General features: G+C 38.9%; 14 protein-coding genes. 13 read left to right on the top strand and 1 reads right to left on the bottom strand.

The genetic code is table 11. From position 1 onward, the window contains the following. Positions 1 to 5: 5 nt before the first annotated feature. Positions 6 to 767 (bottom strand): IclR family transcriptional regulator, encoded by a 762-nt coding sequence (locus tag ACO1D1_RS08375; RefSeq protein WP_423335578.1) that lies wholly within the window; start codon positions 765 to 767, stop codon positions 6 to 8. A 327-nt stretch (positions 768 to 1,094) separates the two neighbouring features. Here ACO1D1_RS08375 and ACO1D1_RS08370 point away from each other — a divergent pair, with 327 nt between their 5' ends. The 13 genes from ACO1D1_RS08370 to ACO1D1_RS08310 all read left to right on the top strand — a co-directional run bounded on the left by ACO1D1_RS08370 (position 1,095) and on the right by ACO1D1_RS08310 (position 13,513). Further along, positions 1,095 to 2,165, top strand: coding sequence for a Gfo/Idh/MocA family protein (locus ACO1D1_RS08370; RefSeq protein ID WP_423335577.1), 1,071 nt, complete (start codon positions 1,095 to 1,097; stop codon positions 2,163 to 2,165). A gap of 353 nt (positions 2,166 to 2,518) precedes the next feature. Then, on the top strand, positions 2,519 to 3,367 hold the full coding sequence (locus ACO1D1_RS08365; RefSeq protein WP_149869695.1) for a VOC family protein: 849 nt from the start codon (positions 2,519 to 2,521) through the stop codon (positions 3,365 to 3,367). A 223-nt stretch (positions 3,368 to 3,590) separates the two neighbouring features. Further along, complete coding sequence (locus tag ACO1D1_RS08360) at positions 3,591 to 4,190, top strand: NADPH-dependent FMN reductase (RefSeq protein WP_423335576.1); 600 nt, start codon at positions 3,591 to 3,593, stop codon at positions 4,188 to 4,190. Positions 4,191 to 4,354: 164 nt separating this feature from the next. Continuing rightward, the gene (locus tag ACO1D1_RS08355; protein ID WP_149869697.1) at positions 4,355 to 4,723 is read left to right on the top strand and encodes an ArsR/SmtB family transcription factor; all 369 of its coding nucleotides are present in this window, start codon (positions 4,355 to 4,357) and stop codon (positions 4,721 to 4,723) included. Then, the gene (locus ACO1D1_RS08350; protein ID WP_423335575.1) at positions 4,716 to 6,851 is read left to right on the top strand and encodes a heavy metal translocating P-type ATPase; all 2,136 of its coding nucleotides are present in this window, start codon (positions 4,716 to 4,718) and stop codon (positions 6,849 to 6,851) included. Before ACO1D1_RS08355 ends, ACO1D1_RS08350 begins: the two co-directional genes overlap by 8 nt. Before the next feature lie 201 nt (positions 6,852 to 7,052). Next, the gene (locus ACO1D1_RS08345) at positions 7,053 to 7,604 is read left to right on the top strand and encodes a copper resistance CopC family protein (RefSeq protein ID WP_149869699.1); all 552 of its coding nucleotides are present in this window, start codon (positions 7,053 to 7,055) and stop codon (positions 7,602 to 7,604) included. Positions 7,605 to 7,606: 2 nt separating this feature from the next. Then, positions 7,607 to 8,353, top strand: a complete 747-nt coding sequence (locus ACO1D1_RS08340) for a copper resistance D family protein (protein ID WP_423335574.1) — start codon at positions 7,607 to 7,609, stop codon at positions 8,351 to 8,353. Positions 8,354 to 8,466: 113 nt separating this feature from the next. Next, positions 8,467 to 8,589, top strand: a complete 123-nt coding sequence (locus tag ACO1D1_RS08335) for a hypothetical protein (RefSeq protein ID WP_423335573.1) — start codon at positions 8,467 to 8,469, stop codon at positions 8,587 to 8,589. 159 nt (positions 8,590 to 8,748) lie between these two features. Continuing rightward, complete coding sequence (locus ACO1D1_RS08330) at positions 8,749 to 8,949, top strand: hypothetical protein (RefSeq protein WP_149869701.1); 201 nt, start codon at positions 8,749 to 8,751, stop codon at positions 8,947 to 8,949. A 252-nt stretch (positions 8,950 to 9,201) separates the two neighbouring features. Next, complete coding sequence (locus ACO1D1_RS08325) at positions 9,202 to 11,364, top strand: xanthine dehydrogenase family protein molybdopterin-binding subunit (RefSeq protein ID WP_149872654.1); 2,163 nt, start codon at positions 9,202 to 9,204, stop codon at positions 11,362 to 11,364. Further along, positions 11,361 to 11,828, top strand: coding sequence for a (2Fe-2S)-binding protein (locus ACO1D1_RS08320; RefSeq protein ID WP_149869702.1), 468 nt, complete (start codon positions 11,361 to 11,363; stop codon positions 11,826 to 11,828). The genes ACO1D1_RS08325 and ACO1D1_RS08320 overlap by 4 nt, the downstream gene beginning before the upstream one ends. Next, a complete protein-coding gene (locus ACO1D1_RS08315; RefSeq protein WP_149869703.1) occupies positions 11,822 to 12,691 on the top strand; it encodes an FAD binding domain-containing protein in 870 nt (289 codons plus the stop codon). Before ACO1D1_RS08320 ends, ACO1D1_RS08315 begins: the two co-directional genes overlap by 7 nt. A gap of 27 nt (positions 12,692 to 12,718) precedes the next feature. Then, positions 12,719 to 13,513: an XdhC family protein gene (locus ACO1D1_RS08310; protein ID WP_423335572.1), complete on the top strand. Its 795-nt coding sequence runs from the start codon at positions 12,719 to 12,721 to the stop codon at positions 13,511 to 13,513. Positions 13,514 to 13,775 lie beyond the last annotated feature (262 nt).

Here is a 13,775-nt window from a genome sequence, read left to right as displayed (position 1 = left end):
ATCTTTTACTTAAAGTGCCGATTAATCATTTGACATGTTTTGAGAAGGGCACTAACTAGCTTTTCTTCATTCCCATAAAAACGTGTAGAGGGGAGAGGAATGGAAACTGCACTCCGATTTCCTAATGAGTCAAATACAACAGCCCCAATTGCACAAATTCCATTAATATGCTCTTCTCTTGAAAAAGCAACTCCCTCTCTACGGACAGTTTCTAACTCCTTTAACAAATCATCCCGATTCGTAATGGTGTTATCAGTGTAGCGTTTAAGCTGTTCCGGCAGCAGGTTTTTAACCTCAGATATGGGCAGTGAAGCAAGAATGACTTTTCCGTTTGCTGTGCAATGCAAAGGGAAAGAGGCACCAGGCTGTGAGGTTGCTTGTAATGGATGTGCCGCAATAATTTGATCAACAAACAGAACTCTACCATTATCTAATATGGATAGGTCAACCGTTTCATTGACCATATTAGAAAGCTGGATTAAAAAGGGTCTCAATTCTTCTCTTAAATCACTATGTACAGCGCCGGCAAGCCTCGCAATCTCAGAACCAAGGCGAAATCCGCTGTTAGCAGAAGCTGCAGCAACCAGTTTTTCTTGTTCTAGTGCAGCTACAATTCTTTGGACGGTTGATCTAGCCAGCTCTACTTCTTTTGCGATCTGTGAAAGGCTTAATCCTTTTGGATGCTCTCTAAGTGTTCGCAGTATTTTTGCTGCACGCGAAATCACTTGGATACTAGTTGTTTTATTTTGGTCTTGGTTATTGTTCAAGATCATACTCCTTCCCCTTATACCTGTTCATTTATACAATTTTAATAATTATACTTAATTCTGTACAAATTTCCAAAGTAATAAAGTGTTATAAGCAATATTCGATTTTTAGATCACAAGCATAACATTTATACATATTTTTCAATACTAGCAGATTGTCAGGAAAGATTAATTGACAGTGCAATTATAAGTCATTATACTCAAATTAACCGTTATATGATACAAGTGTATCACTATGTGGTTAATTTTATTTGAATCATTAAATCACTTCGAATATAAATAAGGAAAATAGTGTGGTGATTTTTTACCCTAATGGAGGGAGAACGGATGGGGATGAGAAGAGAATTTGGGTTTGCTATTGTCGGAACAGGGCTAATAAGCACTACACATTATGAGCAAATTTCATCGATTGAAGGGGCAAAAGTGGTGGCGATCTACTCCCGTAAGGAAGAAAAAGCAAAATCACTTGCGGAAAAGGCCGGTGCAGATTGGTATACAGATTATCAAGAAATGCTGAAGAGAAAAGATATCGATATTGTATCGATTATTACACCAAGCGGCACTCATGCTGACATGGCGATCAAGGCTGCACGGGCGGGAAAACATGTGATTGTTGAAAAACCAATGGATATTTCCCTTGAGAAAGCACAGCAAATGATTGATGTATGCCGTGAGCATCATGTTAAATTAAGTGTTATTTCTCAACATCGCTTTGATTCATCAGCTGTGAAGATTAAAGCTGATATTAATTCAGGCCGATTCGGAAAGATGGTGCTTGGGCAAGTCACTGTGAATTGGTATCGTCCGCAAAGCTACTATGATACAAGTAAGTGGCGGGGATTATGGGAAATGAATGGAGGCGGCGTATTAATCAATCAGGCCATTCATTCGATCGATTTATTTCAGTACTTCATGGGAGAAGTAGAAAGTGTATACGCACATACAGCCGTATTAGCACATGAAAGAATTGAAGTGGAAGATGTGGCTGTTGCCACGGTAAAATTTAAAAATGGCGGGTTAGGAACCATTGTTGGTACTACAGCTGCATATCCCGGTCTGTCAGCCCGCTTGGAGATAATCGGTACAAATGGTACAGCCGTGATCGAGAATGATCAATTAATTAAGCATTATCTACGAAATCCAACTAATGAAACGGAAGCCGTCAATTTAGCTGGTGTAAACAATGAGGATGGAGGGGAGCCTGCCCATGCATCCGTTAATCCGGCAGCACTTGATGGTGCTTCCCATCGTTTACAGTTTATTGATATGATGAATGCCATTCAGGAGGATAGAGAACCGCTTGTGAATGGTGAAGAAGGATTAAAACCACTAAAGATTATATTAGCCATTTATGAATCTGCACGAACAGGTCAGCCTAAACAAATAGAGTCATTTTAGTAATCCCCGGCCATAACAAACAGATAATATGAAATAAAAATGTACAAAGAAAGGAGCTTGGATTTAAGCTCCTTTCTGTTGTATCTATTAGTTCTTTATATTATGTGATAGCACGATTCAACTTTGCTGCATAATTTATTTTCTTACGTTGACTATGCTTAATTTCAATAATATACTTACTTACATAAAGTAACTAACTAAAGATACGTTTTCTCAGCGATTTGGTTAGGAAAATAAATTAGTGTTAATGATAATGTCAATAAATTTTGTTACATCAAAAAAATTCTTTTTTATCTTTAGATAACGTGCTGTTTCCAATCAAAACAAGGTAATAATAAAAGGAGGTAACTAAAATGAATTTTCATAGTGAACCTATTACATTCGTAGGCCAAGTAAACATTAAGGTACAAAATTTAGAACGTTCAATAGCCTTTTATGAAGAAGTAATCGGCTTTAAAGTATTGGAACAAACTGAAAGATCCGCTAATCTGACTGCGGATGGAAAGACAGTATTATTATCAATTGAACAACCGTATAATGTTATTCCCAAGCAAGGGAAAACTACGGGTTTATATCACTTCGCACTTCTTTTACCAAAACGCTCGGATTTAGCGAAAATAGTGCAACATTTTATGGAAATTAGTTTACGGATTGGTTCTTCGGATCATCTTGTAAGCGAAGCTCTTTATTTATCAGACCCAGATGGAAATGGAATTGAAATCTATATTGACCGTGACCCTTCTGAATGGAATTGGGAAAACGGTGAAGTGGCAATGGCAGTTGATCCATTAAATTTTGCGGACCTCCTTGCTGGCGGTAAACAGCAATCATGGAAAGGTCTCCCTGCCGGCACCGTAATGGGACACATCCATTTGCATGTTTCCGAATTAAAAAAGACTGAAGAATTTTATATCGAGGGACTCGGATTTCAAGTAGTTAACCGATTTGGCACTCAGGCCCTTTTCATTTCGGATGGGAAGTACCATCACCATATTGGCTTAAATACTTGGAATGGTGTAGGTGCACCTACACCTTCTCCTAATAGTGTTGGTCTTCAATCATTTACTTTGATGCTGCCAAATGTGGAAAGGAGAAATAAAATTATTGCTCAATTGAAGAATATTGGTGCACGGGTCACTGAAGAAAACGGGTCTTTCATTACCTCAGATCCTTCTGGAAATCGCATTTTCTTACAAGTTTAATTCTATACTTTGTAATTTTACATCTTATCTGGGGATACTACTGGCATACGAAAAGAAGAGGGAAAAAATACAGGAATAGAAATCGGTCTTTATCCACTTGGAGATATGCGTTCTGATCCTCATACTGGCGAGAATGTATAGATTGAGCTATTAGCTACAGAAATGCCTCCAATTGTTCGGAAAGAAACAAGTAAGTAAAAAAATAAGTTTAGAGGTGTGAATAATGGGTTTTTTAGACAAAATATGTGGGAAACCAGACAAGGAGGAAGAATCTATGACAACTGAAAAATTAAACATTGGAATCATTTTAGGAAGCACACGCCAAGGACGTGTAAGTCCACAAGTAGGAGAATGGGTAAAAGGAATTGCTGACAAAAGTGGAAATGCCAATTATGAAATTGTAGACATCGCTGATTTCAATCTTCCGTTCTTAGGAACAACCGATGGATCAGAACCAGGAATAGCAGCTTGGAATGAGAAACTTGCTAGCTTAGATGGATTTGTATTCATTGTCCAAGAATACAATCACAGCATAACTGGTGCATTGAAAAACGCAATAGATTTCGCCCGTGAAGCCTGGTACAACAAAGCAGCTGGAATCGTAAGCTATGGATCAACTGGTGGGGCTCGTGCAGCTGAACATTTACGTGGAATTCTTGCAGAACAAAAGGTAGCGGATGTTCGTACACATCCAACCTTGAGTTTATTTACAGACTTTGTCAATGGGACAGAATTCAAACCACAAGAATTGCACCTTGATAATGTTAATGCCATGCTTGGAGAAGTTGTAGCTTGGAGCGGAGCTTTAAAAACTTTAAGATAAAAAACGTACCTGCTAAGTTGAAAAAATTTCTATAATACATTTAAAAAGAAAACGCTGAGACTCAGCGTTTTCTTTTTGCTTCATTCAAATAAACATTTGACCATTATAACTGACTTTCATATAATAATACTCAAATATATATTTGAATAATGGGTGATGAAAAAATGAAACATGATGACGTATGTGAAGTAACCTGTGTGGATGAAGAGAAAGTGAAACGTGTAAAAGGAGCCGTATCTAAGGAAAATACAATGGCTGTTTCACAAATATTTAAAGCATTGTCCGATGATACTAGAATTAAGATTGCCTATGCACTAAGTGAAGAAGATGAATTATGTGTCTGTGACGTTGCAAATATCGTAGGAAGCACAACGGCAACTGCATCCCATCATTTACGACTCCTTCGTAATTTAGGTTTAGCGAAATACCGTAAAGAAGGTAAATTAGTCTTTTATTCATTGGATGATGATCATGTGAGGCAATTGATTCAAATTGCTTTTGAACATCAGAAGGAGTTGGAACAAAATGAGTGACGCCTTAGAAAAATCGAGTGAAAAGACCGTTTACCGTGTACAGGGATTCACCTGAGCAGGCTGTGCGACAAAGTTCGAAAAGAACGTACAACACCTGGATGGTGTTGCTAATGCAAGTGTAAACTTCGGTGCTGCAAAACTTACGGTTTATGGGGAAACAACTATCGAAGAGATAGAAAAAGCCGGTGCTTTTGAAAATATAAAAGTCATTCCTGAAAAGCAAAAATTTGAAGAGATAAAAGAACCGTTTTTGAAAAAACATTCGACTGTCATTGCCTCATTTGTTTTCTTACTGATAGGATGGTTTTCAGCGCAAATGAATGGTGAAGAGAACGTATCATCGATTGTAGCGTATGGTATTTCTATTTTAGTTGGCGGTCATCGACTTTTCAAAACAGGATTGAAGAACTTTTTCCGGTTAGAATTTGATATGAGAACTCTGATGACAATTGCAGTGATTGGTGCAGCCATGATCGGTGAGTGGGGAGAGGGAGCAACGGTTGTCATTTTGTTTGCCATCAGTGAAGTTTTGGAATCCTACTCGATGGATAAGGCAAGGCAATCGATTCGTTCCTTAATGGATATTTCTCCAAAAGAAGCCTTCATCCGAAGAGGCAATCAAGAAATGACAGTAGAAGTGGACGATATTCGGATTGGCGATATTTTAATTGTTAAACCCGGACAAAAAATTGCTATGGACGGAATCGTTGTTAAAGGAATATCAGCTGTAAATCAAGCTGCCATTACAGGGGAATCTGTCCCGGTTTCCAAAATAGTGGACGATGAAGTATTCGCTGGCACTCTTAATGAAGAGGGACTTCTCGAGGTTAAAGTGACGAAACATGTGGATGATACCACCATAGCTAAAATCATTCATCTAGTAGAGGAAGCACAAGCAGAAAGGGCTCCATCTCAAGCATTTGTTGATCGCTTTGCTAAGTATTATACACCTGTCATCATGTTGGTTTCATTGTTAGTGGCTGTAATCCCACCACTTCTATTTGATGGTGATTGGAGTAAATGGATTTACCAAGGCCTAGCAGTGTTAGTGGTTGGTTGTCCATGTGCCCTTGTTATTTCCACTCCTGTATCGATTGTGACGGCAATTGGAAATGCTGCACGTAATGGTGTCTTAATAAAAGGTGGCATTCATTTAGAGGAAATGGGAGCCATTAAAGCTATTGCATTTGATAAAACAGGAACGTTAACAGAAGGAATTCCCGTTGTAACGGATTATCTTCCTCAAGGTAATACAAATGCGAATGAACTTCTTACCATTATTGCTGCATTAGAAAAAGGATCCCAACATCCATTGGCTTCAGCTATTTTGAAAAAAGCAGAGCGGGGAAACTTACCTTACAAAGACGTTTCAATAGAGGATTTCTCCTCGATTACGGGTAAAGGAATCAAAGGAAGAATCATAGATAAGGTATATTATGTAGGAAGTCCTCATTTATTTGATGAAATTTTAGCAGATGGAATTCCATCCAATTTAAAAGGAACGGTAAGTGAACTGCAAAATAAAGGGAAAACCGTTATGGTGGCTGGTACCGCAACAGAAATATTGGCATTACTTGGAGTTGCGGACGAAGTGCGAAGAAACAGCAAATCTGTTATTCAGAAACTTCACTCGTTAGGTATCCAAAAGACCATCATGTTAACAGGTGATAATAAAGGGACAGCCGGTGCTATCGGACAGCAGGTAGGTGTATCCGAAATACAAGCTGAACTTTTGCCTCAAGATAAATTAACCTTCATAAAAGAATTAAAAAATAAATATGACCATGTGGCAATGGTAGGAGACGGTGTAAATGATGCGCCAGCTTTAGCTGCATCAACTGTCGGTATAGCCATGGGCGGAGCTGGAACGGATACAGCTCTTGAAACGGCAGATATTGCTTTAATGGCAGATGATTTAGGTAAACTTCCATTCACATTAAAACTTAGCAAGAAAGCCTTATTTATCATCAAACAAAATATCACCTTCTCTTTAGGGATTAAGCTCTTAGCTTTGCTCCTAGTCATTCCTGGTTGGCTTACTTTATGGATTGCGATCTTTGCTGATATGGGAGCAACTCTTATCGTGACGTTTAATGGTTTACGTCTTCTCCGAGTAAAAGATAAATAATATTAGGCTTCCCATTTTGGGAAGCCTTTTAATGGGAAGGGATATAGGCGATGTAGCAAGCCTAATTCTTAGTGTTGTTCCCGATCCTGAAAAAACAATGAACGATATACAAAATAGTTGAAAATAAATGCATTTTAATACAAGATAAAAATGTTATGTTGAGTGGATTGTATAAATTATTGGTATACGAGGGGAAACAAAATGAAAAAATTACTATTTATATTAATTAGCCTATTGGTGATGATCCCGACGATCGCAAGTGCACATACGGAATTAACTTCTTCTAACCCTGCTGCAAACCAAGTGGTGAAAGAAGACATAAAAGATATCGTCCTAACATATGGAGGAAAGATTGAATCCTTAAGTACAATGACATTAATTAAAGATGGACAAGAAGGACCAGTAGTAAGTGTTACACCTAAAGAAAATCAATTAATAGGTACATTGTCTACCCCTTTAGAAAATGGCTCCTATACACTTAAATGGAATATTGCTGGCGAAGACGGTCATCCGATATCGGGTGAAATTCCTTTTACTGTACAAAAAGAAGAAGTGAAGTCGTCGGATCAAAAGACGGAAACGAAAGAGCCTTTGATAGTTAAAAAAGAAGAAACTAAAAAAGAGAATACAAAGCAAGATCAAACTAATGAGCAAGATAAGAATTCCACATCAAACATGAAAAACATTATTATTGTGGCAGTTGTTCTAATTTTGGTTTTCGGGTTGTTCCTCTTATTTAGAAGGAAACGTTAATTATGGGATTCATAATTCCCTTTGCTGAATTTGGAACCTATCTTGTGTTTTCGATTTTAATAGGACACGTTGCCTTACAATTTGTACCTGAAACCAATAAACCAAAAATCACAATTGCAAAACCTGTTATATTGCTTTCTACACTAGGGATCATTATCTTTACGTTAGGACCAATTGTTCAAACCATTTCCTATTTTCAAGATGGAATAGGCTTCGCTCTTGCAACTAAATCTGTTTTATTAGATTTCCAAGTGGGAAAAGCCTGGATTTTTATTGGATTTATGGCAACGTTCTTATGGATTGCCATCAACCTAAATGGCTCTAAATATCTTCAAGCACTATTGCTATTTTTAATGATACTAGGTGTCGGTTATTCCAGTCATGTGGCATCATTGTCATTTTGGGCAGGTTTATGGTCTCACAGTACTCATTTTTTATTAGTAACATTATGGACAGGGATTTTAATTCATATTGCCTGGTTCTCTAAGGAGCATAGCAATTGGTCAAAGTTTTTACGGTGGTTTACTCCATTTGCTTCATTTTGTTTAAGCATCATCATCCTAAGTGGAATCTACCTGATGTTATTTGTTATTGAACCGAAAGACTATATAAAGGCATGGGCTTTGCCTTATGGGCAAATGTTGCTTTTAAAACATATTAGTATAATTCCCGTTATCGCTTTTGCCTTTATAAACGGTGTAATTTCAAGAAAATCTCTAAAGGATTTTTCGTTCAATCCTAAACTGTGAATACGGGGAGAAAGCATCATTTTATTTATCGTTTTTTATTTCACTGCGGTGATGGGGACTTTATCGCCACCACATGAAGTTGAATTTACCGTGAAGTCGGAGGGGGCTTCTAAGTGGGTGGAATGGTTATTAGGGAAAAATATCCTTTCTACCATACAAATCCATTTAGAACCGTCATTCCAATCGATATTGTTGGTCATTCTTTCAATACTATTTTTGTTAATGATATTATTTAGTTTTAAACAGAAAAGGCCCATATTAGCGGTAACGTTTGGAGTAATTTTTATCATTGTTTTATATTTGGGTTTAATGTTGTCATTATCCATTTAGGAAAAACAAAAAATAACCTATGTAGCATTTAAAATGAGTTGAACGAGTAAAGGAGAGGGGATATCATGAAACATTTTAAAATCGTCATACCCATTATGGTTTTTGTAGCAGTTTTAGCGATATGGATGTTAGGAAAGTATCATGCTGACGTACAACTTCCATTGCGTATACTGATCGCTTTAGGAGGGGCTCTCCTATCAGGCATACTGAGTTTTATCATGTTGAAGCTGGATGCTGATCGAGTGAATCCAAAAACAAATAAATGAAATAAAGAATATAAAAGAGTAGCCATAGTAAATTATTGGCTACTTTTTTGTTGCCATTACAACCATAAATAGGAATCCTTTAAGAACAAAAAGACATTGATTATTTTAACGTTATAGTTTCTCAAAATTTTTTTGTTGTACTTTCTTGATGAAAGTAATCATAAAATATTTTTCCGATAGATAAAATCAATGGAAGAGGTTTCTATTAATAATGTATCCCCTTTAAAAAATGTGTCGAAGGGTGTTGTTGTAATGAAGCTAAAAGACATAAGCACCGCAGTGCCCAAAAAGGACCATAAAGATAAAGTATCTGGACAACTGGCCTATATTAGTGACGTGAAAGTGGAAAATATGGTTTATGGTGTTTTGTATCGGTCGCCAATTGCCTATGGAAAAATCAGGTCGATTCAATTACCAAGCCTTCCGGAAGGATATGAGGCTGTTGGAGCAGAGCACATCCCCGGACCGAATTATGTCAAAATAATCAAAGAAGATCAACCCATTTTTGCCAATGAATGGGTCAATTATATTGGTGAGCCGATTCTCATGCTCGTTGGAAAAGAGCTGAATATCCTTTACCGTTTGTTAAATGATGTGAAGATTGAATTTGAAGAACATCAGGCAATTTATAAATTGGACGATGCGATCAAACAAAAATCAGCAACCGGCGTTATGATGGCAAGCTATGAATTTGGGGAAAGCGCAGAGATCATTTCAGCGGTCGAGCAGGGTGCGCACAAAATAATCGAAGAAGAATATGATACGGGTTATCAGGAGCATGTCTACCTTGAACCGCAAGGAATGCTTGCGATTTATAAGGAAGATGAAATTGTCGTCGAGGGATCGATGCAATGTCTTTATTATATAAAAAATGCGGTGCTAAGCGCTTTAGCATGTGGTGGCGACGAAGTCAGAGTGGTTCAAAGCCCTACCGGCGGAGGCTTTGGCGGCAAAGAAGAGTTTCCTTCGATGATGGCATGTCATGTTGCCGTTGCCGCAAGAGCAGTCAAAAAATCGGTGATGCTTGTATTCGACCGGTCTGAGGATATGGTGGTTACGACGAAAAGGCATCCAGCCAAATTCAACTATCGAACGGCCCTTGATAAGGAAGGAAATATTTTGAGCATGTGTGTAGATGTTTTTCTTGATGGCGGAGCAAATGAGGGATTGAGCTCTGTCGTGCTGCAGCGTGCATTACTAAACAGTGCAGGTGTTTATAAAATTCCGCATTTTCATGTAAAAGGTTATGTGTTAAAAACCAATACTGTTCCGAACGGTGCCTTCAGAGGCTTTGGTGCTCCACAAAGCTATGCCGGAATCGAAAGCCATATGGGACATCTTAGTAAACTGGCAAACATCGACCCACTTGAATATAAACGAAACTACCTCGTCCAACAAGGAGACCCCACCATCACAAAGGGGAAATTCTGCGACCCCATATTAATGGAAGAAATGATAGAGGACTTGCTAATCGTATCCGAATACAAAAAGAAAAAAGGAGAGTTACAGCGTTTCAATCAACAAAATCAGCGTTATAAAAAAGGCATAGGAACTTCGCTGTTCCTACACGGCTGTGGTTTTACAGGCAGTGGCGAAAGAGATCATATTAAAGCAACGGTGAAGCTGGTTAAATCAAAGGACGACCTTGTATCACTAAAAATCTCCAATTCTGATATGGGACAAGGAATTTATACAACGCTGAGTAAAATTGTCGCCAAGGAACTAGATCTCCCTTACGAAAGAGTTTTGTATCCCAATCCCGATACAAAGGAGGTTCCCGACTCCGGTCCGACTGTGGCCTCGAGGACGACGATGATTGTGGGAAAATTGCTTGAACGGGCGGCAAAAAAACTGAAGGCTCAGTGGCAAATTGGGGTGGAACAGGAAGTAGTGGAGAATTATGTTCACCGTGAAATGATTCCTTGGAACGAAACAACTTTCACTGGAGATGCCTACCCTGCTTATTCATGGGGCGTAAATATCGTGGAAGTAGAAGTTGATACGTTAACAGGAAATGTAAAGCTGGAAAAAGTATACGGCAATTATGAGGTTGGGAAGGTCATCGATGAACGGATTATGAAGGGCCAAATTGACGGCGGCTTGGCTCAAGGGTTGGCATACGGTTATCTAGAAAAGATGACATCAAATCAAGGCAGAATCCTGCAAAAAAGTATATCGGATTATGGACCGCCGACTTCATTGGACGTTGTGCCAATTGAAAGCAAGGTCTTTGATAATCCCTTTGCTGATGGTCCATACGGGGCGAAGGGGGCGGGTGAATTGACTTTAATCGGCGGCGCTCCGGCAGTTCAAGCTGCGATCGAGGATGCACTGCAAACTTCTTTTCAGCAAATTCCGATTACTCCTGAAGTCATTATTGAAAGTCTTTGGATGGGGGAAGGTGAAAAAGATTGATTACATTCACACTTAATGGAAGATCGGTAGAGACGGACGCCCCTGCCACCGCAAGATTACTAGATTTATTAAGAGATGAGTTTGGGCTAATCGGTACAAAGGAAGGCTGCGGTGAAGGGGAGTGCGGTGCCTGCAGCGTTTTTGTGAATAGTCTCCTGCAAAACAGCTGCCTGATTCCCATTGGTTCTATGGAGGGAGCTAAGGTTCAAACGATAGAAGGGATCATGGAAACGGAACAGTTTAAGATTTTAGATGAGAGCTATTCCGTTGCTGGAGGGGTGCAATGCGGTTACTGCATTCCTGGGATGGTCATGGCAAGTGCTGCTTTATTATCGAAAAACCCTCATCCTTCAGAGGCAGAAATTCGTGAAGGTATTTCCGGAAATCTGTGCCGGTGTACGGGCTACAATATGATAGTAGATGCGATAAACTTGGCAGCTAATAAAGGGGACGGCGTATGGTAGAGAAAATAACTGCGTATCGCTTCGATCGTTTAGACCAAACGTTAAGCCAATTGAATAATGAAAACTGTACGATCATGGCCGGGGGCACGGATGTCATGGTCCTTCAAAAAAGTCGTAGGGGGGTACCCCCGAAAATCCCTAAACCGATTATTTTTATTGATCATCTATCTGAGCTAAAGCGGGTGTATCAACATCAAAAGGATCTCCACATCGGTGCCTGCTGTACCTATAGCGAATTACTTGAGAACCCGTTAATTCCAATACCATTTAAGGCTGCTATCAAAACGATAGCAGCACCGGCCATTCGGAACAGAGGGACATTGGGAGGAAATATTTGCAATGCTTCTCCGGCTGGTGACACACTGCCATTGTTATATGTATATAACGCAAAACTTTTGCTGCGCTCCGTCAATGGTGATCGTGTAGTAGCGATTAGAGATTTTATTCAAGGTCCACGAAGGGTCGGGCGGTTTCACAATGAAATGTTGACTGAAATTATATTGCCGTCCATATTTGAAGGAGGTTCACTTGTTGTTTTTGAGAAAGTAGGTAACCGCAATGCGGATGCCATTGCCAAAGTATCATTTGCAGGATATATCCGGATGAATGGTGATCGAATCGATGATGTTCGTTTTGCATTCGGGGCAGTAGGACCTACTATCGTTCGTTCCATTAATATTGAGAAAAAATTGCTTGGGCATACCATACCATTAGCAGCTCCAGACATCGCCAAGGTTGTAGCAGCTTTCGGTAAGATTATTAAACCAATCGACGATCAGCGCTCCACTGCTATATACAGAAAAACAGTCGCTTTAAATCTATTACGATATTTTCTTAGCATGAAACAGTATCAACCGAATTAATTTTTTAAAGAAAGGGGGAAGCTATTCATGCTATTGATGGAAAAAGTGGCCATGCTGACGCGTCAAAACGTACCCTTTGCTTTAGCCATGATTATTGAATCAAAGGGCTCGACTCCCAGGCATGTCGGAAAAATGATTGTTTACCGTGACGGTACAATTGAAGGGACTGTCGGAGGGGGCATGTCTGAACACTATGTAATTGAAGAAAGTGTAAAGGCAATCCGAAATGGCCAATCGAAAATCGTTGAATATAAATTAAACACACATGCAAAAGACGGAATTGACATGATTTGCGGCGGTACGTTACGGGTGTTTATTGAAGTCTATACAAGCAGGCCTGAACTCGTTCTGGTTGGAGCCGGTCATTTAGGCTCTGCGCTGGCAAAGCTCGCTGATTACCTTCAATATCCTTATTGCATTGTCGATGATCGCGTTGGTTATTGTACGAGGGAACGCTTTCTAAATGCAACCAACCTTTTCGTGAATGAGGATATTGGAGTGGCTTTACTCGCAGTTAACCTAAATGAAAGGTCAAATGTGGTGATTGTTACAAAAGATTGTGATGATATTGCCTTAAAAACGGTACTCCAATATCCGTGTGCCTATGTTGGAATGGTCGCCAGTAAACGAAAGATCATAAACGTATTTGAAAAATTAAAAAGTGAAGGGGTCACGCAAGAACAGTTGGATCAGATTCATTCTCCAATTGGATTGGATATTGGCTCAGAAACAACAGAAGAAATTGCCATCAGTATTATCGGGGAAATCATCAAAGTAAGCAGTGAAAATAAGACCTTAAGAGTAAAACAAGTTAATAGATAAGTGAATTATGAACAATACAAATCAATTTATGCTGAGAATATCAGAACTTTTCTAGTGAGAATAGGATGAATCAGAAAAAAAATCAACCCCTCTGAAAGATTTAATGATCTAGTAGGAGGGGTTTTTCATTGAGATAAAAGATGTGGTTATACAAGTTAACATTATCTTTACATTTCTCTTATTGAAATATATATATAAGTGATTTATTATATAAGCGGATGGTTATATGCGAAGGCAAATACATTATTATTTACTTTTGAAT

It is taken from the genome of Neobacillus sp. 19, assembly GCF_049463095.1.
Classification (GTDB): domain Bacteria; phylum Bacillota; class Bacilli; order Bacillales; family Cytobacillaceae; genus Neobacillus.
Note: the sequence above shows the minus strand (reverse complement) of the source record. Positions and strands in the feature narration are given on the sequence as shown.